This is a genomic window from Faecousia sp., from assembly GCF_048519415.1.
Classification (GTDB): domain Bacteria; phylum Bacillota; class Clostridia; order Oscillospirales; family Oscillospiraceae; genus JAZOXB01.
In genome coordinates, this window is record NZ_DBFZUT010000076.1 from 1 (window position 1) to 20,270 (window position 20,270).

Genomic DNA, 20,270 nt, shown 5'->3' on the forward strand with positions numbered 1-20,270 from the left:
GTTTCGGAGGGAAGGATCGTGTAGCGGCAGAATTGCAAAATAATACTGCAAAATTCTATTTTGCAATTCTGAAAGCAGCATGGCGAAAAAGTCCAAAGGGACCTTTTTGACAAGCAGAAGCCCCGGTGCGATGCACCGGGGCTTCTGCTCGTTATTCTGAAGAGGATCAGCCGTGATAGTTGATAACCTTCTCGAACTTCTCGGCAACAAGGCTTGCGCCGCCGATCAGGCCGCCGTCGATCTCAGGCTGGCTCATCAGCTCGGTCGCGTTCTTGTCATTCATGCTGCCGCCGTAGAGGATACGGACCTGGTCGGCAGCGTCACCAAACAGCTCGCGGATCGCAGCACGGATGGCGGCGATGGTGCGGTTGGCGTCCGTCGCCGTGGCGGTCATGCCGGTGCCAATGGCCCAGATCGGCTCATAGGCGATGACGACATCCGTCACCTTTGCCGGGCTGACGCCGCACAGAGCGGCCTTCGTCTGCATGCAGACGACTTCGTTCGTGATGTTGGTCTGCTTCTGCTGCAGGCTCTCACCGACGCAGACGATGGGCTTCAGGCCTTCGGCCAGGACCTTCAGGACCTTCTTGTTGACGGTCTCGTCGGTCTCGGCGAAGTACTGACGACGCTCGGAATGGCCGAGGATGACATACTCGACGCCGAGCTCCTTCAGGCTGGCGATGTTGCACTCGCCGGTGAAAGCGCCCTTGTCCTCAAAATGGACGTTCTGCGCACCGAGCTTGATGTCTGTGCCCTTCAGCTGCGTTGCGGCAGCGAACAGGCTGACGGTCATCGGGCAGACAACGACTTCCGCCTTCGTGCGGACCTGGATCTTCTTCAGGTCTTCGACAAGGGCGACAGTCTCAGCGGGCGTCTTGTTCATTTTCCAGTTGCCCGCGATCATGGGTTTTCTCATGGGGGTCAGATCCTTTCTATGTTGCGCTTGGAATTAATACAGCTTCTTGCGGATTTCGACGTTGCCGGACGGGCACTGGTTCTTGCAGTTGCCGCAGTTAACGCACTTATGCTCGTCTTCCTTCACGCCACTGACGATCTTCATCGTGGAGCTGCAGCCCAGACGGTTTGCACCGGCCTTGAGCATGGCAACGGCATCGTCATAGGTACGAACGCCGCCGGAGGCCTTGACGCCCATCTCGGGGCCGACGGTCTCGCGCATCAGGCGGACATCCTCGACGGTAGCGCCGCCGGTGGAATAACCGGTGGAGGTCTTCACGAAGGCAGCGCCGGCGAGCTTCGCGACGGTGCAGGCCTTGACCTTCTCTTCGTCGGTCAGGAGGCAGGCCTCGATGATGACCTTGACCTTGGCACGGCCCTTGACGGCGTTGACAACGCCCTCGATGTCGCGCTTGACAAGCAGCCAGTCGCCGGACTTGATGGCGCCGACATTGATGACCATGTCGATCTCACGAGCGCCCTTGGAGGCGGCGTCGGAGGCCTCGAAGGCCTTCGCCTCGGGGGTGCTGGTGCCGAACGGGAAAGCGATGACGCAGCACGGCGTCACGCCGCTGCCCTCGAGCTGCTGGGCGACATACTGAATGTAGGAGGGGTTCACGCACACGCTGGCGCAGTGATACTTCTTGGCCTCGTCGCAGATCTTGCGGATCTCGTTGACGCTGGCTTCCGGCTTCAGGTAGGTATGGTCAATGTACTTGGCCATGTCTGCCGGGGTATAACCGTCGCCGGCGGCGGGCGTCTGGGTCTGCGCGCCGTACTTGGAGCAGATCTCCTCCGTTACCTGTCTGATAATTTCATTGATATCCATTGAAAGTCGTTTCCTTTCGTATCGTTTATGCGTTTTTCAGCGCTTCCTCGGCGATCTTCGCCGTGGCCGTCAGGCCAAGGCGCGTTGCGCCTGCGGCAAGCAGTTCTTCTGCCTGCGCGAGCGTTTTGATGCCGCCGTCGATCTTGATGCCGACATTGCGGCCGAGGATCTCGCTGGCAAAGCGGACATCCTCAACGCGGGCGCCGTGGCCGCTGAGCATATTCTGGATCTTCACATAGTTCACGCCGCTGCTGCGCAGCATCTGCAGAACGGCGCGCTTCTCCTCCGGCGTGTAGAGCGCATGCTCGAACACGGCCTTGAGCTGGACCTTGCCGACCGCACAGCGCACGAGCTCATCGAGCTCACGCTGCGCCACATCGAGACGGCCGGACTTGATGGCCAGCACGTTCAGGGCGACGTCGACCTCCGTGGCTCCGTTGGCCATGCACTCGCGCAGCTCCGCCAGCTTGGCGGCCTGCGACATGCAGCCGTGCGGGAACCCGATGGCCGTGCCGACGGCGACGGGGCTGCCGAGCAGGATCTCGCGCGCAGCCGGTACATAGTACGGTGCAACGCAGACCGCTGCGACGGAGTATTTCCGTGCGACGGCACATTCGCGCTCGATGGTCTCAAGCGTCGTGTCGGGGTTGAGAAGAGAGTGCTCCAGATGGGAGATCACGTCCACGCCCGTGACCATGCCGGCATAGGGCGCGTCCGTTACCGTCGGTTCCAGATGGAAATACTGCATGACCTGCTGCTCCACCTGTTTCCGGATCGCTTCGATATCCATATCCATCTCACCTGTTTCGTGGAATGTGGGAATGCGTCACCTCAGTGGTATTCCCGGGTCTCGCCGTCGAGCGTGATGTGATCGATGACACCGCAGATCGTCAGATCGGCGATGACGGAGCGGCCGAGGAACATGTTCGCCGAGCCGCCCTCGACATTCACAAGGACCGTATCTCCGATCCCGGCGTCCGCCACGTCAAAGGCGATGGCCTGATTCCCGGTCAAACTGCCGTTCTCGTCGATATAGTCGATGATCATCAGCTTCTGACCGGTGTAGCAGGCATCCTTCACCGTAGAGACGACGTTCCCGACGACCCTGGCCAGCTTCATCCGAGCTTCGGCAGGATAGCCTCCACGTCATCGTGCGGGGACGGGATGACATGGGTGCCGTACAGCTCACCGACGCGCTTTGCAGCGGTGGCGCCTGCGTCCACAGCAGCCTTGACAGCGCCGACATCGCCGCGGACCATAACGGTCACGAGGCCGGAGCCGATCTTCTGCTCACCGATGAGATGCACATCGGCTGCCTTGACCATAGCATCAGCAGCTTCGACAGCGCCGATGAGGCCGCGGGTCTCGATCATACCAAGAGCGAGTTTCATAGGTTATTCCTCCAGATTATTCTTTAATTCTGACATTGTACGAGTCGATAAAACCGACGATCGCCGAGTCGGCCGCAGGCACCGTCTTGCGGAACATGCGCGCCGCCTCCTTGGAGCCGATCATGAAGACAAAGTCCCCGCGACCGGCCTGCCGGGTCGCGTCGGCAGCCACGATCATCTTCGTTTTTACGCCTTTTTCAATGAGCTGAACGACGAGCAGCGGGATATTTTCCAGCCGCTCCTCCTTCACGCTCGCCACGACGCAGCCGACGACTTCCCCGATATACATAGCTTAACCGATGTTCGGCAGGATGGCTTCCACGTCGTCGTGCGGAGACGGGATGACATGGGTACCGTACAGCTCGCCGACGCGCTTTGCGGCGGTAGCGCCTGCGTCGACAGCGGCCTTGACAGCGCCGACATCGCCGCGGACCATGACGGTCACGAGGCCGGAGCCGATCTGCTGCTTGCCGATCAGATGAACATTAGCTGCCTTGACCATGGCATCGGCTGCTTCGACAGCGCCGATCAGGCCGCGGGTCTCAATCATACCAAGAGCGAGTTTCATAGGTTATTTCCTCCGTAAATCAATTCTGAAAAAATCAGCCGAGGGTGGGCAGGATGTTCTCCACGTCGTCGTGCGGGGACGGGATGACATGGGTGCCGTACAGCTCGCCGACGCGCTTCGCGGCGGTAGCGCCTGCATCGACAGCGGCCTTGACAGCGCCGACATCGCCGCGGACCATGACGGTCACGAGGCCGGAGCCGATCTGCTGCTCACCGATCAGATGAACGTTTGCTGCCTTGACCATGGCATCGGCTGCTTCGACAGCACCGATCAGGCCGCGGGTCTCGATCATGCCTAATGCTTCTTTCATGATAAAAAACCTCCAATGATTGTGTATGTGAAAATATTTTTACGCTTAATAAAGGGACTTGACGATATCGGGATGCGGGTGCGGGATCACAACGCTCTCCGACAGCAGGCCCTTGACCTCGGGCATGCCTTCGGCGGCATGGATGGCAGCGCGCACGGCAGCAACGTCGCCCGTCATGGTGATGAAGGACTTGCCGCCCAGGCCGCGGCCGAGACGAACGTCCATCAGGTGGATATCAGCCGCCTTCACGGCTGCATCGGCTGCGACAACGGCTGCGCAGAGGCTGTAGGCCTCCATAACGCCGATGGCAGCGACCTCGCCGATCTCGTTGCAGGCGTTGATGGCGCGGGGCACCTGCTCGTGCACATGGGAGATCACCATGCTGTCGATCAGGCGCTGACCGGCCTCGGCCTTGCCTGCCGCGACGCTTTCGCTGACGGCGGAGACCTCGCCCGTGACGATCACGATGTACTTGCCCGCGCAGACCGGCTGCGCCGTGACAAGCTGGACCGTCGCGGCCTTGAGCATCGCATCGCCGGCGTTGACGCCGAGCGGGATGCTCTGAACTTCAATCATACCCAGTGCATTCATTTGGCAGCCTTCCTTATCTCAATGTAGTCGGCGGTGATGTCCGTCACGACGCCGGAGATGCTGGCATGCATCTTGACGCCGAGCTTCTTCTCCGCGATGTCGGCCACGAGCTGGTTCTTGCGGACCTTATCCCCGACCGCAACGACCGGAACGCTCGGAGCGCCGACGCCCATGCGCAGCGCGATGCGCACGCAGCTCGTCGTCAGGGGCTTTTCCGCCATGGGCGCGGGAACGTCGTATTCCGCGATGCCGAGGCGCGCGATCAGACGCTCGACCGGGACCTTCTTGTTCTCCAGGCCGCCGTCCACCGGGCCGTAGACCTCCTTACGGGGGCGAACGCCCTTCGAGGCAATGGCAGACTTGAGCGTCTGCATCACCTGCGAGGGCTTCAGGCCGAAGTTGCAGGCGTAATAGGTGCATAGTCCGCAGTTGCAGCAGGAGAAGATGCCGTTGAATTCGCCCAGCAGATCGCCGCCGCTTGCCAGACTGCGCATGGCCTTATGCGGCTGCACATTCAGGCCGAGCGCGTTGCGCGGGCACATCTGCGTGCACATGGAGCACTGGCAGCAGACCGACATGATGAGCTGCAGATTGAGCTTCGGAGACTTCCGCTCCAGCAGGGGGTGATCCTTCGGGATGGCCAGCAGGCCGCCGGTCGTCTTCGTCACCGGGATATCCAGCGTGTCGACCACCCGGCCCATGCACGGGCCGCCGATGATGTATTTGCAGTCGCAGGTGGGACCGCCGGCGGCGTCCATGAGCTCCTGCAGGGAGATGCCGACCGGAACGCGGAGCGTGACAGGGTTCTTCACCGCGCCACCGACCGTGACATACTTCTCCGTGACCTTCTTGCCGTCGAGCGCGGCGGCAATATTCGTGAGCGTGCTGACGTTGCACACGACCGCGCCGACATCCAGCGGCAGACCGCCGGTCGGTACGACACGGCCCGTGACCTCGTAGACGATCTGCTGCTCATCGCCCGCAGGATAATAGCCCTGCAGCAGATGCAGCTCCACATCGTCCGCGTCCTTCAGCACTTCCTGCAACGCGGCAACGGCAGCGTGGTAATGCTCCTTCAGGCAGATAACCGCGCGCTTCGCACCGGTGAATTCCTTCACGGCGCGGATGCCGCGCACGACATCGGCTGCGAAATACTGCATGACCTGCTGGTCGACCCGCAGCAGCGGCTCACACTCGGCTCCGTTTGCGAGGACGAATTCGGCCTTGCAGTTGATCTTTACATGGGTGGGAAAGCCCGCGCCGCCCGCGCCGAGAATACCGGCGTCGCAGACCAGTTTATTCAGCTCCATCCCGTCCGCCTCAGATGATGCGGAAGTCGCCCTTCAGCACACAGCGTCTTGCGCGCGTAAAGGACTTCGCGCTCGTCAGGCCCTCGCCGGTCGGGGTGGCGATGGTCAGCGTGGTGTAGCCCTCGCCGCCGAAGCCCAGACCGGAGTAGGACGGGGCATTCTTGACGAAGATGGTCGTGTTCATGCGGCGGGCCGCACGGGACATGTTGTGCACGTTGGAGGAATGGATCATCGCGGAGTGCTGGCAGCCATGCTCTGCGCGGAAGGCCTCGTCCAGCGCCTCGTCGAAGTTGTTCACGCGGACCATGCCGAGCACCGGCATGAGCATCTCGACCTCGACAAACGGATGATAGCGGTCGACATCGGCGATGACAAGCACGGGATCGCCGCTGAACTGCACGCCGCTCTCGCGGAGGATGTACGTTGCGTCATGGCCGACAAACTTGCGGTTGATGACATACTTGCCGTCCTTCTGAATGAGCACGGTGCGGACGATCTTGTCGATATCCTCACCGTAGACGCGGTAAGCGCCGCACTTTTCCATCGTGTTCATGAGGGAGTCGGCAATGGAGTTGACCATGAAGACTTCCTTCTCGGCCACGCACAGGACATTGTTGTCGAAGCTCGCGCCGTCGACGATGTCCTTGGCAGCCTGCGCGATATCGGCGGTCTCGTCGACGATGACAGGGGGATTGCCCGGGCCTGCGGCAACGCACTTCTTGCCGGACTTCATGGCCACGCCGACAACGGCCTCGCCGCCGGTGACGGCCAGCATCTTGATGGCCTTGTGGGTCATAATGACCTTCGAGGTATCGAGCGTCGGCTCCTTCGCAGCGGTCATCAGGCCATTCGGGCCGCCCGCCTTCACGATCGCCTCATTGAGCAGCTCCATGGCCTTCTGAGAGGCGCGCTTTGCTGCCGGATGGGGATTATACACCACGGCGTTGCCCGCGGAGATCATGCTGATGGAGTTGTTGATGATGGTGGCGGTGGGGTTCGTGGACGGGGTGATGGCGCCGATAACGCCATAGGGGGCCGTCTCAACGAGCGTCAGGCCGTTGTCGCCGCTGAACGCCGTGGGGTGCAGATCCTCAATACCGGGGGTCTTGTTCGCAGCGAGGAGGTTCTTTGCGATCTTATGAGGCACCTTGCCGTAGCCGGTCTCCTCGTGCGCCAGAATGGCAAGCTCTTCGGCATGCTCCCGGGCGCAGACGCGCATGGCCTCGATCAGCTTGCCGCGCTCCTCGAGCGACATGTCCATGAGCTGATGCTGGGCACGGATGGCCGTGTCGATCGCGTCATGCACATCGTCGAACAGGCACTGCACGCCGGTCGGGGCAAACGAGCCCGTCTCAAAGCTGCTGCGTGTCTGCGCGGCAATTTGCTGGATCTGTTCTTTCGTCAATGCCATAACATATCCTCAACTTTCTAATATAGATTCGCGTTTGCTGGTTTTCTGAAATCAACCTCTGCTGAATTTCTCAAAAATCCGGGAGCCGTTGACGTCGACCGAATCAATGATGGCAACAATGCTCAGGTCGACGGGCTTGCCCTCTGTCACGGCCGTCTGGCGCGACGAGCTGCCGCTGACGACCATCACGACTTCCCCCTCGCCTGCGCCGACGGCGTCGATGGCGACGAGAAGGCCGCCCTTCTCCTGCCAGGTCTCAATGTCGATGGGCTTGATGAGCTGAAGCTTCAGCCCATTCAGCTTTTCGGCCTTGTTCGTGCTGACGACGGTTCCCTTCACTCTAGCTAGCTGCATGTGTTGTTTCTCCTTCATACCGCAGGATCACATCGGTCGCGGCCAGTGCGTCGCGTGCGGCGGGTGTGATGATCGCGCCGCTGCGGCAGCGGATCGTTTTGCTCTCCGTCTTCGCGGCGTCCAGAACATCCGCTTCCGTAACGAGGTCCGTGCCCTCCGGCTCCTGCGGAGCCACGGCGAAATACGGGCAGACCGTAACGGCCATCTGCCGCAGCGTGTCGATGGCCTCGGCGGTATCTGCAAGGAAGGTGTTGCGGCGGAAGCGGGGCGGCTCATAGTCGAGATACACCCGGACATCCTTCTGCCACAGAATAGCGCGCACGAGCAGATGCGACAGCGGGTCGCCGTCATCACCGGACGCGATGCGGCGCAGCAGCTCGAGCCGCGGCGAGACGAGGATGACCGTTTTGGCCTCCTTCACCCGCTCGAGCAGCCCGCCCGGCTCCAGCTTTCCAGCGTAGAGCAGGGCCTCGTCTGCAAACGTGTTCGTCTCCGGGATGCTCACGGGCGTGTAGGCGACGCCGAACTGCTCGTTCAGCGTCTGCTGCAGCTTTTCCGGGAAGGAGACACTGTCGGCCAGCAGCACGAGCACCTGCTCGGGGTGCTGCCTGCGGCGCTCCTCCTGCGCAATGCGGCGGACGACCTCAGCTACGATCAGCTCTGTTAACTTGTAAAGCTGTGCTCGATCCATAGCTACCTCTTACCCACAGCCGGTCAGGGAAGGACCTCCATCATCGGGGTCCCGCGCATGGCGATGGCATTGGCCTCATCGGTGTCGATGTGGACCTCCATATCATGGCCCTTGCCGCTGCGGACGATCACATTTTCAAATACGACGGCGCGCTCGCCCTCGGCGCGCAGGCGGACGGGCTGGCCGTCCCGCAGGCCGAAGAGCGCACACTGCGCCTCGGAAAGATGCAGATGGCGTGCCGCGATGATGACGCCCTCGGAAAGCTCGATCTCACCGGCGGGGCCGACGAGCCTGCATCCCGGCGTTCCGGCCGTTTTGCCGGACATGCGGACGGGCGCTTTGATGCCGAGCTTGAACGAATCGGTCATGGCGATCTCCACCTGCGTGGCGCTGCGCTCCGGGCCGAGCACGCGGACCTTGGCAAGCTGGCCCTTCGGTCCGACGATGGTCACCTGCTCCGTGCAGGCGTACTGCCCCGGCTGGGACAGCATGCGGAACACGGTCAGCTGATGGCCCGGTCCGAACAGGCGCTCGACATCCGCATGGCACAGATGCACATGGCGCGCAGACGATGCGACCGGAACGAAGATCCGGCCCGTTTTGCGGAAGACCTCTTCCGAAGTGGCAAGCTGGACCTTTCTCTGGACCTCAGATTTCTCCATGCCGTGCCTCCTCATTTCTGCACCGTCTTCAGGACGATGCCCTCGTAATACGTCTTGGCAAGGATGGTCTTGACATCGTCCAGCGTCGGGCGGACGATGTTTGTCTGCGTGGCGGTGTCCTCCAGCGCATGCTCGGCCAGCACGTCGATGTCCTCCATGCGGAATTTCGTGTCGCAGAGCTTCGGAATCTTCACATCGTCACACAGGCGGCGGACGGCCTCAATGGCCTTCTTCGAGGCCTGATCGACCGAGAGGTTATCGCACTTCTCGCCCATAGCCTGCGCCACGGTGGCAAGGCGGCCCATGCAGTAGGGACGGTTGTACTCCAGCACGCGCGGCAGCAGAATGGCGTTCGCTAGGCCGTGCGGGATGTTGTAGAAACCGCCGAGCTGATGCGCAATGCCATGCACGAGGCCGAGACCCGCGTTTGAGAAGGCAAGACCGGCCATATACTCGGCCCAGCACATATTCGTGCGGGCGTCCATGTTCGAGCCGTCGCGGACTGCGTCGCGCAGCGAGCCGGAGACCAGACGGACCGCCTCAAGAGACAGAGCGTCGGTGTAGGGCGTGTGCGTATTGCAGATGTAGGCCTCAATGGCGTGCGTCAGGGCGTCAATACCGGTGGCAGCCGTCAGAGAAGGCGGCATGCCGACCATGAGCATCGGGTCGTTCAGAGCCAAATGCGCAAGGCAGTTCGTGTCCACCATGAGCATCTTCGTCTTCGTCTCTTCGTCCGTGACGACGTAGGCACGCGTGCACTCGGAGCCGGTGCCGGCCGTCGTGTTGACGGCGATGATCGGCGTACCGCGCTTTTTCGACTTGTTGTAGCCGTTGTAATCCTGAATCTTTCCACCGTTGGCGGACAGGATGCTCACGGCCTTTGCCACATCGATCGGCGAGCCGCCGCCGATGGCGATGATCGCATCGCACTGGTGCTCCTGATAGAAATGCAGCGCGTCATAAACGATCCGGGTCGTGGGGTTCGGCTCCACGCCGTCATAGACCACATACTGGATGTTCGCATTATCGAGAACAGCCGTGACCTTTCCGGCGGTGCCGACCTTGATGAGGCCCTTATCCGTCACAACGAGGACGCACTTCGAACTCAGGCGCTGCAGAAAATGCGGGATCTTGGTGATGCCGTCGCGCCCGATGAGCGTTCTGCGCGGGGCATACAGTTCAACAATGCCTTCATTTCTCATAGTTGCTATCTCCATTTGTTTGCCGGGCGCATCGCTCAAAATCGCTCAAGCATACTACGCCCATCTTTACGGCATCTATCATCCCACAAAATTGGCGATCTGTCAATACATCGGCCAGGATTTTTTGTTTTTCGGCGAAATAGCCAAAATCGTTTGGAAATATTTTCACATACCAAGGCCCGATTGCAAAAACCCGCGCAGATCTTCCGGTTTCCCTTCCATCCGTGCGGGTTTCAATCGCTCATATTTCGCTCATTCAAACGGCAGTACCGTGCAGGGGATCCCCTGCCGGGCATAAAAGTCCAGATACTTCTGCGGTGCGCCGCTCGTTGTGATCATGCGGCAGGTCTTTTCCGGTGGAAAAACGCTGGCAAAGGCGCGGCGGTCGTACTTTGCGCTGTCAGCCAGAATGTAAAACCGGCGCGTCATGCGCGCAAGCTGGGTGTACAGGCCGATCTGATTCTTGTTGTTCACGGTGTAGCCGCGCTCCAGATCGATGCCGTCGACCGTGATGAAGACCTTGTCAAAGTAAAAGCCGCGCAGCACATGGCTGATGTCCGGGTCCAGCGTCTCAATATAATTCTTCCCTGCGTGGACATCGCCGCCCAGCAGCGTCACGGACGCATTCGGGCACTCGGCAAGCTCCAGCACCGCCGTGATGCTCGTCGTGACGACGGTCAGGCGCTCGACGTTCTGGAGCATGGACGCCAGCATATTGCACGTCTTGCCCGCGCCGAGGAACACGGACTCCCCTGCCTTGACCGAGGCCGCTGCCTCCTGCGCGATGCGGTATTTTTCCTCATCCGTGTGATTCAGAATCGCCGTTCCCTGCAGATAGCCCTTCGGCTCCTCCTTTTTCGGAAGCTGCAGGCCGCCGTGCGTGCGCTGAGCCAGTTCCTTTTCCTGCAGCAGCTCAAAATCGCGCCGCGTCGTTGCGACGGATGCCCCCGTCAGCGCGCAGGCCTCCGTCAGCGCAAGCGAGCCCTGCTCCTGCAGCCGCTCCAGCAGCCGCCGCTCCCGTTCCCAAGCTTTCATACTGCACCTCCGTAACCAGAACGTTAATTTCGCTCATAAATCGCTCATATGCAGTATATCACGCCGGAAGGCCGCTGTCAATCCCATTCCGAAAAGAAAAACAGCGCCGGGCGGCCGAATGGGCCGCCCGGCGAGAAGACCTTCTTCAATTGCTGTCGATGTGGCGCTGGATGCGGTCGATGATCATTTCGAGCGCGACCAAATTCTTGCCGCCCTCGAGCACGACAAGATCAGCATTTTTTTTGCTCGGCTCCACGAACTGCTCGTGCATGGGCTTGACCGTTGCAAGATACTGGCCGAGCACGGAATCGAGGCTGCGGCCGCGCTTGGCAACGTCGCGGCGGATGCGGCGGATGAGGCGGACGTCGGCGTCCGTATTCACAAAGATCTTGATATCCATCTGATCGCACAGGGCGTGGTTCTCAAAGATCAGGATACCCTCGACCAGAATGACCTTGCGCGGCTCGACCGTAACGGTCTCGTTCGTGCGGGAATAGGTCGCATAGTCGTAGACGGGGCACTCGATGCTGTGCCCGGCCTTCAGCTCCTTCAAATGACCGATCATCATGTCGGTGTCGAAGGCGTCCGGATGATCATAGTTGAGTTTGCGGCGCTCCTCGATGGTCAGCTCGTCATAGGGCCGATAGTAATTATCGTGGCTGAGCACGGTGACATCGTCCTGAAAGCGGGCGATCAGGTTCTTCATCAGCGTTGTTTTGCCGCTGCCGCTGCCGCCTGCGATGCCCAGCACAATGATATTTGACATTCTATTTCTCCTCTATCGAAATACCGGGCTGCGCATGTCCCGGTGCAAAGGATTCAGCTTGTCAAAAAAGTCCAAAGGGACTTTTTTGACAAGCTGCTTTCAGAATTGCAAAATTAAATTTTGCAGCATGATTTTGCAATTCTGCCGCTGCGGCGGGTTATTTGACGCGAAAGGACACCCTGACGGTTTCCTTTCACGCTTTTCTTCCCTCCGAAACTTTCGGCTGTGCAGGTTTTTTGACAGTCTGGGATTCTCCTGCCCCCGAAAGCGGGAGCAGGAGAACCGGTTTGATCAGGACTCAGCGCTGACCCTTATCGTAGGGGATGCCCTCAGCCTTCGGGGCTCTGGACTTCTTGGACGTGAAGGCCAGAACGATGAGGGAGACGAGGTAGGGCAGCATGTTATAAACGACGCTGGGCATGTTGAGCTTGAGCAGGAAGTCAAAGCTGGAGTAGACATTGCCCAGAGCGCGGAAGAAGCCGAACAGGATCGCAGCCAGTGCGATCTTCACCGGACTCCAGCCGCCGAAGATCATGACGGCGAGGGCCAGGAAGCCGAAGCCCGCGACGCCGTATTCAAACTTCCAGACACTGACGCCGGCCGTGATGAAAGCGATGCCGCCGAGGCCGCCGAGCACGCCGGAGATCATGACACCGGCATAACGCATCTTGTAGACGTTGATGCCGACGGAGTCCGCCGCCTGCGGATGTTCGCCGCAGGCACGCAGGCGCAGGCCGAAGCGCGTCTTATACAGCACAACGAACGAGACGATCAGTGCAATGACGGCAACCAGCATGAACCAGTTGAACTCGAATTTGCCGATGTTCAGGATGAAGAGCTTCTTCGGCTCGATGTAGGAGATATCGGAGGAAACGTCGTTGCCACCGGACATCGACGTGTTCATAGCCTTGACCGCGACAGTCGCAGCAGCCGTTGCCAGCAGGTTCATGGCCGTGCCGGTGATGGTCTGGTCCGCGCGGAACGTGATCGAGGCGATGGCAAGCAGCAGCGAGTACAGCAAGCCTGCCGCAGCGCTGGCGAGGATGACCGTCAGGACCATGACCGGTGCGCCGACGGAGACCGGCAGGAATTTCATGACAAGTGCGCCGCCGAGTGCGCCGATGACCATGATGCCCTCAAGGCCGATGTTGATGACGCCGGAACGCTCCGAGAAGCAGCCGCCCAGGGCGACGAGAAGCAGGACCGAGGCAAAAATGATCGTATACTGGATCAGCAGTGTCATTTCTGCGCACCTCCTTTCTGTTCTTCCGCAAGCTTGGCGCGCGCGGCACGGCGCTCATCGCCCTTCCGCAGCGAGGCCTGCAGGCGCTCCTTCAGGAAGCCGCTGAACGCGCACAGGAAGATGATGAGGCTGGAGATCAGGCTGGAGATCTGCGGAGAATAGACCGTCAGGTCGACATTGCCGCCGCCGGTCGTGATATGCTGGATGAAGAACGAGGCGAGAATGGAGCCGAAGGGGCTCAGACCACCAAGGAAGGCAACGGCGATGCCGTTGAAGCCCATGCCCGGAACAGAGGAGATCGTCGTCTCCCAATCCTCGATGCCGGTCAGATAGTACAGGCCTGCGCCCATACCGGCAAGGCCGCCCGCGATGACCATCGTGAGGATGACGTTGCGGTTTTCCTTCATGCCGCAGTACTTCGCGGCGTTGAAGTTGAAGCCGGTCGCCTTCAGCTCATAGCCGAACTTCGTCTTGTTCAGGATGACCCAAACGAGGACCGCCATGAGGATGGCAAGCGGGATGGCAATGGTCACGGTCTTCTCGCCTGCAAACAGCTTGCTCAGGCCGAGGCTCGGGATGAGAGCCGAGGGGTTAGCCGCCGTCAGGGACTTCGTATAGGGGCTGTTCGGGTGCTTGACCGTTGTCAGGATCAGGTTCGTCAGATACAGGGCGATCCAGTTGAGCATGATGCCGGAGATGACAACGTTGACATTGCAGTAGGTACGCAGCGCACCGGAAATGGCACCGAGGAGCGCGCCGGCAGCAATAGCCAGCAGCAGGCACAGGTACCACGGCAGCTGCCAGGCGATCGCGGCATAAAGGCCGACGCATGCGCCCGCGACATACTGACCGGCCGCGCCGATGTTGAACATGCCGACCTTATAGGCGAACAGGATGGACAGCGCACACATCAGCAGCGGCGCCGTGCGGACGAGCGTCTGGCCGAAATACTTCATGCGCAGCTTGCCCGCCGGATAATGGAAGAAATTCTTCAGCAGGGCGGACATGGACTTCCATGCGCCCGCGGGGTTGATGATGAGCAGGACGACATAGCCGATGGCCACGCCGAGAATGATGCACAGCAGAGAGGTCAGAAGGGTCTGGAAGCTGTCGCTGCGCAGCAGAGACTTGCGCTTTTTCATGCCCCGTGCACCTCCCTCTTTGCACCGGCCATATAGAGGCCGAGCTCTTCAACAGTCGTTTTCTTCGGATCGAGCTCGCCGACGATCTCGCCCTCGTACATGACGAGGATGCGGTCGGAGAGGCTCATGACCTCGTCCAGCTCCAGCGAGACGAGGAGAACGGCCTTGTTCTTGTCGCGCTGAGCGACGATCTGCCTGTGGATGTACTCAATGGCGCCGACATCGAGGCCGCGGGTCGGCTGCACGGCGATGAGCAGCTGCGGGTCCTTATCGATCTCGCGGGCGATGATCGCCTTCTGCTGGTTGCCGCCGGACATGGCACGCGCCAGTGTGATGGGGCCCTGACCGGAGCGGACGTCATACTGGTCGATGAGGTGCTCGGCATAGGTGCGGATGTTCTTGCGCTTCAGGAAGCCCGCACCGTTGACGAACTGCGGCTCAAAGTAGCGCTGCAGCACGAGGTTGTCCTCGAGCGTATAGTCCAGCACGAGGCCGTGCTTATGGCGGTCTTCCGGGATGTGGCTCATGCCGAGGATGGAACGCTTGCGGATCTGCATATTCGTGATATCCTGACCGCACAGCGTGACCGTGCCCTCCTTCACAGGCTCGAGGCCGGTCAGGCCGTAGACGAGCTCCGTCTGGCCGTTTCCGTCGATGCCGGCGATACAGACGATCTCGCCCTCGCGCACGTTGAACGAGACCTGCTTGACGGCGTTGTTGTGGTGGAGCTTCGAAGCAACCGTGAGGCCCTTGACCTCCAGGATGGGCTTGCCGGGCTTGGCAGGCTCCTTGTGGACGGCAAATTCCACATCGCGGCCGACCATCATGCGGGAAAGCTCTTCCTTCGTCGTGTTCTTGATGTCCACGGTGCCGATGTACTTGCCCTTGCGCAGGACGGTGCAGCGGTCCGCCACGGCCATGATCTCGTTGAGCTTGTGGGAGATGAAGAGGATGGACTTGCCTTCCTTTGCCAGGCCACGCATGATGTCCATGAGCTCATCGATCTCCTGCGGCGTCAAAACGGCAGTTGGCTCATCAAAAATCAGGATCTCATTGTCGCGGTAGAGCATCTTGAGGATCTCCGTGCGCTGCTGCATGCCGACGGTGATGTCCTCGATGAGAGCATCGGGGTCGACGTGCAGGCCATACCGCTCAGAGAGCTTCATGACCTTTTCCCGGGCCTGATCCTTCTGCAGGAAGCCCGCCTTGTTCGGCTCCACGCCGAGGATGATGTTTTCAAGCACCGTGAAGCACTCCACGAGCTTAAAGTGCTGATGCACCATGCCAATGCCCAGTGCATTGGCATCGTTCGGATCATTGATCTTGACTTCCACGCCATCCTTCTTGATAATGCCCTCTTCCGCCTGATACAGGCCGAACAGGACGCTCATCAGCGTGGACTTGCCCGCGCCGTTTTCGCCGAGAAGCGCATGGATCTCGCCATGGCGAAGCTGGAGCGTGATGTTGTCGTTTGCAATGATACCGGGGAACCGCTTGGTGATATTCAGCATTTCGATTGCATACTGTTCGTTACCCAAACCGATTGCCTCCCTCTCTTATGGTTTCAGATTCTATTATAATCAATTCCATGTTTGATTTCAAACACAAAAAGCTCCCGCAGCCAACTTTTTCATTTTTTTATGCATTTCGACCAAAAGTAGTATTTTATCCCCGGGCGCAAGCATGTATTTTGCAGCATTTTGACGAATCAAAAAAAGGACGGGTCAAAGCCCGTCCCGGATATGTCGAACTATTTTTTTACAGCCGTCCGCCGCTCAGCGCATGCTTCACCCTTTTCTTGAACAGCGCAGTATCGCGTTTGCCAACGCCGCCGCAGCGATCACGGTATCGCGGCGGGGCGCGCTGACCTCGATCCCGACGGAAGCCGAGGTCACGGCGCTGATTTCCGGCACAGATAACGGCTGACCTGTCAAAGCACCTATCCCGAAGTCCGAAACAAAGAGGAGATCGCAACGATGAACACGCCCAAGCTTTTACCCTCGCTGATGTGCGTTGACTTTACCCGCATGGCGCAGACGCTGGAGGTTTTCGAACAGTGCGGCATAGACGCCCTGCATGTCGATATCATGGATGGAGAATTCGTGCCGAACTATGCGCTGGGCACGGATTTCTGCAGGCAGCTGCGCAAGCTGACGCCGATCCCGCTGGACATTCATCTGATGATCTCGCGGCCCGATACGAAGCTCTCATGCTTTGCGATCCAGCCGGGCGAGTATGTCTCGGTGCACTGGGAGAGCACGCCGCACATCCATCGCACGATCGGTGCAATCGCCGCGCTGGGCGGAAAGCCGATGCTCGCGATCAATCCTGCGACGCCGTATGATGTGATCCGCTATCTGCTGCCCGATCTGGCAGGCGTGCTGGTCATGACGGTCGATCCCGGCTTTGCCGGTCAGCAGCTCGTTCCGGCCATGCTGCAGAAGCTGCGCGATCTGCGCGCATTTCTGGACGAAAACGGCTACCCGGATCTGGAGATCGAGGTAGACGGAAACGTCAGCTTTGAAAATGCGGAGAAAATGCGGCAGGCCGGGGCGACGATGTTCGCCGGCGGCAGCTCCAGCGTCTTCTGGAAGGGCGCTTCTCTAAGCGAAAACATCCAGAGAATGTACGCCGTAATAGGAAAGCGCAATATTGCAGTTCTGCGGGCAGTAAAATAAGATAAGCAAGAAAATAGCCGGGCTGACTTTGTAATAGGTCGGCCCGGTTTTCGGCTGAGCAGCTTTCGTTGTCCGAACGCGTCGGCATACAAAAAGGACGGGCCGAAGCCCGTCCTTTTGCGGTTCCTTATGGGGAATTAGCCCTTGATGTTGCCGAGGTAGTTCACGGAGATGTTGGAGACGGTCGGCTCGACAGTGGTGTCGTTGGAGACCTTCACCTTGCCGTTGAACATATCAGCGACGAGAGCGGTGTAATCCTCAACAGTGAACTTGCCGTCTTCCCACTGCGTGGTCTCGAGCGGGAGCTGGACATAGTTCGCGGAAGGATCGGTGTCAGAGACGAGGCCGAGGGTCTCGATCTTGCCGGCGTAGTTGGCCCACTTGCCATTGACAATGACATCGGTCAGGGTGTCGATGGTGGTGGGAGCAAGGCCCTTCATAGCGGAAGTAACAGTCATGCCTTCGCCGTAGCCGCCGTCGATGATAGCGGACTGGTCGGTGTCGACGCCGATGACCTTGCCGTTGACCTTCTGAGCAGCCTCAGCAGCAGAGGTGAAGATGCCGCCGCCGCAAGCGAAGACCAGCTGAGTGCCGTTGGAATACCAGGTGTCCATAACAGCGGTGATGTCGCCGTCGCCGTAGAACTGGCCGCCGTAGATGTAGTTGACCTCAACGCCCTTAACGCCCTTGGCAGCAGCAGCGGCGTCAACGCCCTGCACGAAGCCGTAGCCGAAGCGGATAACAGCAGGAACAGCCATGCCGCCGAGGAAGCCAAGCTTGGTGTAGCCGAGGCAGACAGCAGCGTAACCGGCCATGTAGCCGCTGAGCTCTTCCTGATAAACAGCGCAGTAAACGTTGCTCAGGTCGACGTAGTCAGCGAGGTTCCAGTTGTCGGGGTTGTAGTCGTAGGTCTCACCGGCGTTGGCAACAGCAGCCTCGAGCAGATCGCCCTTGGCGACGTCCAGCGCGATGAACTTCACATCGGGGTACTGCGGAGCGACCTCAACGATGGTGCCGCCGAAGGCATAGCCCGGCATCACGATGACGTTGTAGCCGTCAGCGATGGCCAGCTCGGTGGAAGCAACACGGCCGGCAGTGGAGTTGTCGGTGGGCTTGTAGTACTTGAAGTCATAGCCGTTGTCGCCGGCAAACTTCTGGCAAGCCTCATAGGTGGTCTGGTTGAAGGACTGGTCGGTGATGTCGCCGTAGTCGGTGATCATCGCGATCTTGACGTCGCCGTTGTTGTCATCGGGCTCGGTCGCATCGGTGTTGCCGTCCGTGCTCTCATCGGTGTTGGTATCTTCCGTGGGAGCAGCAGTGGGAGCATCGGTCTCGCTGTCGTTGTTGGCACAGGCCACGAACAGGCAGGAGATCATAGCAAGGACAAGGAGCATTGCTAAGAGTTTCTTCATTTTCTTAACCTCCATTTATTTTGGCTCAAGGCCGTAAGCAATTATTACACAATTTGGCGTGAAAATCAAGGCGCTGTAAAATTTTTGTGAAAAGCGCCAAAAATCAGGCCTCCATACTGTCTTTTGTAAAGCTGAACGGCAGCAATTCGGGCAGTTTTACGGTGAACACACCGCCGCCGGCCTTCTGCATATGGATCTCGAAGTCCGGGCCGCAGAATTCCTGCATGACCTGACGGCACACACCGCACGGGCCGCTCGGCTCGTCTTGAGCCTGCGCAGGCTTCCCGGCAGGACCGCCGACCACGGCAATGGCGGCAAAGTCATAGCAGCCGTCGTACACCGCCTTGAAAAAGGCCGTGCGCTCCGCGCAGTTTGTGGCGGAGAAGCTGGCATTTTCAATGTTGCAGCCCTGATAGACACGGCCGTCCTTCGTCAGCAGTGCAGCGCCGACAGCATAATGGGAATACGGCGCATAGGCGCGCTCGCGGGCCTCATGCGCAAGCTCCAGCAGTTTTTCCGGTGTCATGGCAATCTCCCCTTTCAGAAATTACAGAATCTCGGTGGCAAAGCTCGTGCCGGGCGTCTGATACGGAACACCGAGCAGCTCCGTCACGGTCGCGGCAATGTCCGCAAACGACTTGCGCGTGCCGAGATTCACAGGGCGCAGGTGCTTGCCCGCCATCAGCAGCGGCACATACTCGCGGGTATGGTCCGTCGTGCGGGTGTAGGCGGGGTCGCAGCCGTGGTCGGCCGTGATCATAACGAGGTCCTCGTCGCCGAGCTGCGGCAAAAGCTCCGCCAGCCAGCCGTCGAATTCCGTCAGAGCTGCGGCATAGCCGTCGATGTTGCGGCGATGGCCGTAGAGCATATCGAAATCAACGAGATTCACAAAGCACAGGCCCTGGAAATCGCGCTTGAAGTAGTCCATGGTCTTGGCGAGGCCGTCGGTGTTGCCCTTCGTGTAGACATAGTCCGTCAGGCCGCGGCCTGCGAAGATATCGTGGATCTTGCCGACGGCGAGAACATCCTGACCGGCAGCCTTGATGGCGTCAAGCATGGTCTCCGCGGGCGGCTCGAGCGAGAAGTCGTGGCGGTTGGACGTGCGGGTGAAGCCGTCCTTCTCGTTGCCGATGAACGGACGGGCGATGACGCGGCCGACGCCATGCTTTCCGACGAGGATCTTACGGGCGATGCGGCAGTATTCATACAGCTGCTCCAGAGGGACGATGTCCTCGTGCGCGGCGATCTGGAACACGGAGTCTGCGGACGTATAAACGATGAGGTCTCCCGTGCGCATATGCTCCGCGCCGTACTTTGCGATGACCTCGGTGCCGGACCAGGGTGCGTTCGCCAGGACGCCGCGGCCCGTCGCCTCGCGGAAGGGCTTGAGCACTTCCTCGGGGAAGCCGTTGGGATAGGTGGGCAGCGGATTCGGGGAAACGACGCCCGCGATCTCCCAGTGGCCGATCGTGGTGTCCTTGCCCATGGAGGCCTCTGCCATGCGGGCGCAGGCGCCCGTCTGCGCGGGATCCGTGCCGAGGAAGGACAGGCCCTCGATGTTACCGAGGCCGCAGTGCACCATCGTAGGGATGTGCAGCTTGCTGGACGTGGAACAGCTTTTGAGCGTGTTCACGCCGAAATCACCGAACTTTGCGGCATCGGGCATTTCACCCGCGCCGCAGGAATCCAGAACGATCAGAAAAATGCGCTTCATTTTGGTA

Annotated in this window: 24 protein-coding genes; 1 reads left to right on the forward strand and 23 read right to left on the reverse strand. The window is 59.9% G+C overall.

Features of this window, described 5'->3' with window-relative positions; genetic code table 11:
• Positions 1–166: 166 nt before the first annotated feature.
• The 20 genes from tpiA to ACMKFF_RS08075 all read right to left on the reverse strand — a co-directional run bounded on the left by tpiA (position 167) and on the right by ACMKFF_RS08075 (position 15,970).
• Positions 167–916 carry a triose-phosphate isomerase gene (gene tpiA, locus ACMKFF_RS07980; RefSeq protein WP_349136401.1) on the reverse strand — a complete coding sequence of 250 codons (750 nt, stop codon included), beginning with the start codon at positions 914–916 and terminating at the stop codon, positions 167–169.
• Between the two features lie 33 nt (positions 917–949).
• Positions 950–1,678: a deoxyribose-phosphate aldolase gene (gene deoC, locus ACMKFF_RS07985; protein WP_367926652.1), complete on the reverse strand. Its 729-nt coding sequence runs from the start codon at positions 1,676–1,678 to the stop codon at positions 950–952.
• A 130-nt stretch (positions 1,679–1,808) separates the two neighbouring features.
• Positions 1,809–2,573 (reverse strand): deoxyribose-phosphate aldolase, encoded by a 765-nt coding sequence (gene deoC / locus ACMKFF_RS07990; RefSeq protein ID WP_349136400.1) that lies wholly within the window; start codon positions 2,571–2,573, stop codon positions 1,809–1,811.
• 41 nt (positions 2,574–2,614) lie between these two features.
• Positions 2,615–2,902: a EutN/CcmL family microcompartment protein gene (locus tag ACMKFF_RS07995; protein WP_349136398.1), complete on the reverse strand. Its 288-nt coding sequence runs from the start codon at positions 2,900–2,902 to the stop codon at positions 2,615–2,617.
• Positions 2,899–3,174, reverse strand: a complete 276-nt coding sequence (locus tag ACMKFF_RS08000; protein WP_367926572.1) for a BMC domain-containing protein — start codon at positions 3,172–3,174, stop codon at positions 2,899–2,901. The genes ACMKFF_RS07995 and ACMKFF_RS08000 overlap by 4 nt, the downstream gene beginning before the upstream one ends.
• A 16-nt stretch (positions 3,175–3,190) precedes the next feature.
• Positions 3,191–3,463, reverse strand: a complete 273-nt coding sequence (locus tag ACMKFF_RS08005) for a EutN/CcmL family microcompartment protein (protein WP_349136394.1) — start codon at positions 3,461–3,463, stop codon at positions 3,191–3,193.
• Between the two features lie 3 nt (positions 3,464–3,466).
• Entirely contained in the window at positions 3,467–3,742 is a 276-nt protein-coding gene (locus ACMKFF_RS08010) for a BMC domain-containing protein (RefSeq protein ID WP_349136392.1), read from the reverse strand.
• Positions 3,743–3,776: 34 nt separating this feature from the next.
• On the reverse strand, positions 3,777–4,052 hold the full coding sequence (locus ACMKFF_RS08015) for a BMC domain-containing protein (protein WP_367926571.1): 276 nt from the start codon (positions 4,050–4,052) through the stop codon (positions 3,777–3,779).
• Between the two features lie 45 nt (positions 4,053–4,097).
• A complete protein-coding gene (locus ACMKFF_RS08020; RefSeq protein WP_367926570.1) occupies positions 4,098–4,643 on the reverse strand; it encodes a BMC domain-containing protein in 546 nt (181 codons plus the stop codon).
• The gene (locus ACMKFF_RS08025) at positions 4,640–5,953 is read right to left on the reverse strand and encodes a 4Fe-4S dicluster domain-containing protein (protein ID WP_349136387.1); all 1,314 of its coding nucleotides are present in this window, start codon (positions 5,951–5,953) and stop codon (positions 4,640–4,642) included. The genes ACMKFF_RS08020 and ACMKFF_RS08025 overlap by 4 nt, the downstream gene beginning before the upstream one ends.
• A gap of 10 nt (positions 5,954–5,963) precedes the next feature.
• Complete coding sequence (locus ACMKFF_RS08030) at positions 5,964–7,364, reverse strand: aldehyde dehydrogenase family protein (RefSeq protein ID WP_367926568.1); 1,401 nt, start codon at positions 7,362–7,364, stop codon at positions 5,964–5,966.
• A gap of 51 nt (positions 7,365–7,415) precedes the next feature.
• On the reverse strand, positions 7,416–7,718 hold the full coding sequence (locus tag ACMKFF_RS08035) for a EutN/CcmL family microcompartment protein (protein WP_349136385.1): 303 nt from the start codon (positions 7,716–7,718) through the stop codon (positions 7,416–7,418).
• Complete coding sequence (locus tag ACMKFF_RS08040; RefSeq protein ID WP_349136383.1) at positions 7,705–8,409, reverse strand: hypothetical protein; 705 nt, start codon at positions 8,407–8,409, stop codon at positions 7,705–7,707. The genes ACMKFF_RS08035 and ACMKFF_RS08040 overlap by 14 nt, the downstream gene beginning before the upstream one ends.
• 23 nt (positions 8,410–8,432) lie before the next feature.
• Entirely contained in the window at positions 8,433–9,071 is a 639-nt protein-coding gene (gene pduL, locus ACMKFF_RS08045) for a phosphate propanoyltransferase (protein ID WP_349136381.1), read from the reverse strand.
• Between the two features lie 11 nt (positions 9,072–9,082).
• Positions 9,083–10,273, reverse strand: a complete 1,191-nt coding sequence (locus tag ACMKFF_RS08050; protein ID WP_349136379.1) for an iron-containing alcohol dehydrogenase — start codon at positions 10,271–10,273, stop codon at positions 9,083–9,085.
• 252 nt (positions 10,274–10,525) lie between these two features.
• Positions 10,526–11,308 carry a DeoR/GlpR family DNA-binding transcription regulator gene (locus tag ACMKFF_RS08055; protein ID WP_419496604.1) on the reverse strand — a complete coding sequence of 261 codons (783 nt, stop codon included), beginning with the start codon at positions 11,306–11,308 and terminating at the stop codon, positions 10,526–10,528.
• Positions 11,309–11,453: 145 nt separating this feature from the next.
• Positions 11,454–12,074: a uridine kinase gene (gene udk, locus ACMKFF_RS08060; RefSeq protein ID WP_419496605.1), complete on the reverse strand. Its 621-nt coding sequence runs from the start codon at positions 12,072–12,074 to the stop codon at positions 11,454–11,456.
• Positions 12,075–12,372: 298 nt separating this feature from the next.
• Positions 12,373–13,317 (reverse strand): ABC transporter permease, encoded by a 945-nt coding sequence (locus ACMKFF_RS08065; protein ID WP_419496606.1) that lies wholly within the window; start codon positions 13,315–13,317, stop codon positions 12,373–12,375.
• Complete coding sequence (locus ACMKFF_RS08070; protein ID WP_418468618.1) at positions 13,314–14,459, reverse strand: ABC transporter permease; 1,146 nt, start codon at positions 14,457–14,459, stop codon at positions 13,314–13,316. The genes ACMKFF_RS08065 and ACMKFF_RS08070 overlap by 4 nt, the downstream gene beginning before the upstream one ends.
• A complete protein-coding gene (locus tag ACMKFF_RS08075; protein ID WP_419496610.1) occupies positions 14,456–15,970 on the reverse strand; it encodes an ABC transporter ATP-binding protein in 1,515 nt (504 codons plus the stop codon). The genes ACMKFF_RS08070 and ACMKFF_RS08075 overlap by 4 nt, the downstream gene beginning before the upstream one ends.
• 465 nt (positions 15,971–16,435) lie before the next feature.
• Here ACMKFF_RS08075 and ACMKFF_RS08080 point away from each other — a divergent pair, with 465 nt between their 5' ends.
• The gene (locus ACMKFF_RS08080) at positions 16,436–17,137 is read left to right on the forward strand and encodes a ribulose-phosphate 3-epimerase (protein ID WP_419496607.1); all 702 of its coding nucleotides are present in this window, start codon (positions 16,436–16,438) and stop codon (positions 17,135–17,137) included.
• Positions 17,138–17,274: 137 nt separating this feature from the next.
• Here ACMKFF_RS08080 and ACMKFF_RS08085 read toward each other — a convergent pair whose 3' ends face one another.
• From ACMKFF_RS08085 to ACMKFF_RS08095, 3 genes are all read right to left on the reverse strand, one after another.
• Positions 17,275–18,549, reverse strand: a complete 1,275-nt coding sequence (locus ACMKFF_RS08085; RefSeq protein WP_419496608.1) for a BMP family lipoprotein — start codon at positions 18,547–18,549, stop codon at positions 17,275–17,277.
• Between the two features lie 103 nt (positions 18,550–18,652).
• On the reverse strand, positions 18,653–19,075 hold the full coding sequence (locus ACMKFF_RS08090) for a cytidine deaminase (protein WP_419496609.1): 423 nt from the start codon (positions 19,073–19,075) through the stop codon (positions 18,653–18,655).
• Between the two features lie 21 nt (positions 19,076–19,096).
• Positions 19,097–20,263 carry a phosphopentomutase gene (locus ACMKFF_RS08095; RefSeq protein ID WP_349136364.1) on the reverse strand — a complete coding sequence of 389 codons (1,167 nt, stop codon included), beginning with the start codon at positions 20,261–20,263 and terminating at the stop codon, positions 19,097–19,099.
• Between the last annotated feature and the right edge of the window lie 7 nt (positions 20,264–20,270).

What these genes read in the sequence shown, in the direction of transcription:
- ACMKFF_RS08015 (WP_367926571.1), bottom strand. Translation starts at nt 4,052, where the DNA reads ATGAAAGAAGCATTAGGCATGATCGAGACCCGCGGCCTGATCGGTGCT.
- ACMKFF_RS08030 (WP_367926568.1), bottom strand. Translation starts at nt 7,364, where the DNA reads ATGGCATTGACGAAAGAACAGATCCAGCAAATTGCCGCGCAGACACGC.
- ACMKFF_RS08010 (WP_349136392.1), bottom strand. Translation starts at nt 3,742, where the DNA reads ATGAAACTCGCTCTTGGTATGATTGAGACCCGCGGCCTGATCGGCGCT.
- ACMKFF_RS08095 (WP_349136364.1), bottom strand. Translation starts at nt 20,263, where the DNA reads ATGAAGCGCATTTTTCTGATCGTTCTGGATTCCTGCGGCGCGGGTGAA.
- deoC (WP_349136400.1), bottom strand. Translation starts at nt 2,573, where the DNA reads ATGGATATCGAAGCGATCCGGAAACAGGTGGAGCAGCAGGTCATGCAG.
- ACMKFF_RS08025 (WP_349136387.1), bottom strand. Translation starts at nt 5,953, where the DNA reads ATGGAGCTGAATAAACTGGTCTGCGACGCCGGTATTCTCGGCGCGGGC.
- ACMKFF_RS08020 (WP_367926570.1), bottom strand. Translation starts at nt 4,643, where the DNA reads ATGAATGCACTGGGTATGATTGAAGTTCAGAGCATCCCGCTCGGCGTC.
- ACMKFF_RS08055 (WP_419496604.1), bottom strand. Translation starts at nt 11,308, where the DNA reads ATGAAAGCTTGGGAACGGGAGCGGCGGCTGCTGGAGCGGCTGCAGGAG.
- tpiA (WP_349136401.1), bottom strand. Translation starts at nt 916, where the DNA reads ATGAGAAAACCCATGATCGCGGGCAACTGGAAAATGAACAAGACGCCC.
- udk (WP_419496605.1), bottom strand. Translation starts at nt 12,074, where the DNA reads ATGTCAAATATCATTGTGCTGGGCATCGCAGGCGGCAGCGGCAGCGGC.
- ACMKFF_RS08050 (WP_349136379.1), bottom strand. Translation starts at nt 10,273, where the DNA reads ATGAGAAATGAAGGCATTGTTGAACTGTATGCCCCGCGCAGAACGCTC.
- ACMKFF_RS08005 (WP_349136394.1), bottom strand. Translation starts at nt 3,463, where the DNA reads ATGTATATCGGGGAAGTCGTCGGCTGCGTCGTGGCGAGCGTGAAGGAG.
- deoC (WP_367926652.1), bottom strand. Translation starts at nt 1,678, where the DNA reads ATGGCCAAGTACATTGACCATACCTACCTGAAGCCGGAAGCCAGCGTC.
- ACMKFF_RS08085 (WP_419496608.1), bottom strand. Translation starts at nt 18,549, where the DNA reads ATGAAGAAACTCTTAGCAATGCTCCTTGTCCTTGCTATGATCTCCTGC.
- ACMKFF_RS08035 (WP_349136385.1), bottom strand. Translation starts at nt 7,718, where the DNA reads ATGCAGCTAGCTAGAGTGAAGGGAACCGTCGTCAGCACGAACAAGGCC.
- ACMKFF_RS08075 (WP_419496610.1), bottom strand. Translation starts at nt 15,970, where the DNA reads ATGCTGAATATCACCAAGCGGTTCCCCGGTATCATTGCAAACGACAAC.
- ACMKFF_RS08090 (WP_419496609.1), bottom strand. Translation starts at nt 19,075, where the DNA reads ATGACACCGGAAAAACTGCTGGAGCTTGCGCATGAGGCCCGCGAGCGC.
- ACMKFF_RS08065 (WP_419496606.1), bottom strand. Translation starts at nt 13,317, where the DNA reads ATGACACTGCTGATCCAGTATACGATCATTTTTGCCTCGGTCCTGCTT.
- ACMKFF_RS07995 (WP_349136398.1), bottom strand. Translation starts at nt 2,902, where the DNA reads ATGAAGCTGGCCAGGGTCGTCGGGAACGTCGTCTCTACGGTGAAGGAT.
- ACMKFF_RS08040 (WP_349136383.1), bottom strand. Translation starts at nt 8,409, where the DNA reads ATGGATCGAGCACAGCTTTACAAGTTAACAGAGCTGATCGTAGCTGAG.
- ACMKFF_RS08000 (WP_367926572.1), bottom strand. Translation starts at nt 3,174, where the DNA reads ATGAAACTCGCTCTTGGTATGATCGAGACCCGCGGCCTCATCGGCGCT.
- ACMKFF_RS08070 (WP_418468618.1), bottom strand. Translation starts at nt 14,459, where the DNA reads ATGAAAAAGCGCAAGTCTCTGCTGCGCAGCGACAGCTTCCAGACCCTT.
- ACMKFF_RS08080 (WP_419496607.1), top strand. Translation starts at nt 16,436, where the DNA reads ATGAACACGCCCAAGCTTTTACCCTCGCTGATGTGCGTTGACTTTACC.
- pduL (WP_349136381.1), bottom strand. Translation starts at nt 9,071, where the DNA reads ATGGAGAAATCTGAGGTCCAGAGAAAGGTCCAGCTTGCCACTTCGGAA.